2 protein-coding genes are annotated in these 974 nt (G+C 76.9%); both read left to right on the forward strand.

From position 1 onward, the window contains the following. The first annotated feature begins 125 nt into the window (after window positions 1-125). The gene (gene idi, locus GTW08_RS29115; RefSeq protein ID WP_073577196.1) at window positions 126-665 is read left to right on the forward strand and encodes an isopentenyl-diphosphate Delta-isomerase; all 540 of its coding nucleotides are present in this window, start codon (window positions 126-128) and stop codon (window positions 663-665) included. A gap of 24 nt (window positions 666-689) precedes the next feature. Then, window positions 690-974: small ribosomal subunit Rsm22 family protein (locus GTW08_RS33125; protein WP_346009991.1), on the forward strand; the 285-nt coding region annotated here is incomplete at its 3' end.

Consider the following 974-nt stretch of genomic DNA (forward strand, 5'->3'; position numbering starts at 1 on the left):
CGCCGCGCACCTGCCGGGTGCCGCGCTCGGCGGCGCGGTCCGGGGCCGCGCAGCCGCCCGCTCCGGGGTGTGAGCCGGTACCGGCCGACAGGCCGCGGCCGCCGGGCTCCGGTAGACAGGACGGCATGGAACAGGTCGTGCTGCTGGACGAGGAGGGCAACCCGGTCGGCGTCGCGGACAAGGCCACCGTGCACGGTGCGAGCACCCCGCGGCACCTGGCGTTCTCCTGCTACGGCGTCGACGACGCCGGCCGGCTGCTGGTGACCCGGCGTGCCCGCACCAAGACCGCCTTCCCGCTGGTCTGGACCAACACCTGCTGCGGGCACCCCGCCCCCGGCGAGGACATGGCCGACGCGGTGCACCGCAGGCTGGCCGACGAGCTGGGCATCCGCGCGACCGAGCTGCGGATGGTGCTGCCGGACTTCAGCTACCGCGCGTCGCAGGACGGGATCGAGGAGAACGAGCTCTGCCCGGTGTTCGTCGCCCGGATCAGCGGCGAGCCCGAGCCGCGCCCCGACGAGGTCGAGGACGTGGCCTGGTGGAGCTGGTCGCGCTTCCGCGCCGCCGCCGACGACCCGGCCTCCGGGCTGTCACCGTGGGCGCGGATGCAGGCCCCGCTGCTCGACGTGCTGGCCGACCCGCTGCTGGTCGGCGCCCGGGGCTGAGCCCGGGACTGGTGGAATGGGCGGGTGGTCCCCGACCTGTCCCCCGACCTGTCCGGCGCGCTCGGCGCCGCCCTCGACGACGCGCTCGACCGGGTCCCCGCCGCGCGGCTCGCGCCGGTGGTCGACCGGCTGATCCGCGACTACCGCAGCGGCACCGTGCCCACCGCGCCGATCCTGCGCACGGACGACGACGCGGCCGCCTACGCCGCGTACCGGATGCCCGCGACGCACGCGGCGGTCGTCGACGTGCTGGAGCGGGCCGCAGCGCGGGTACCGGAGCCGGTGTCGCTGCTCGACCTCGGCGGCGGG

Origin of the sequence: Pseudonocardia sp. SID8383, from assembly GCF_009864975.1 — a bacterium.
Lineage (GTDB): Bacteria > Actinomycetota > Actinomycetes > Mycobacteriales > Pseudonocardiaceae > Pseudonocardia > Pseudonocardia alni.

Coding starts and splice junctions, on each gene's coding strand:
- idi (WP_073577196.1), top strand. CDS start 126: ATGGAACAGGTCGTGCTGCTGGACGAGGAGGGCAACCCGGTCGGCGTC.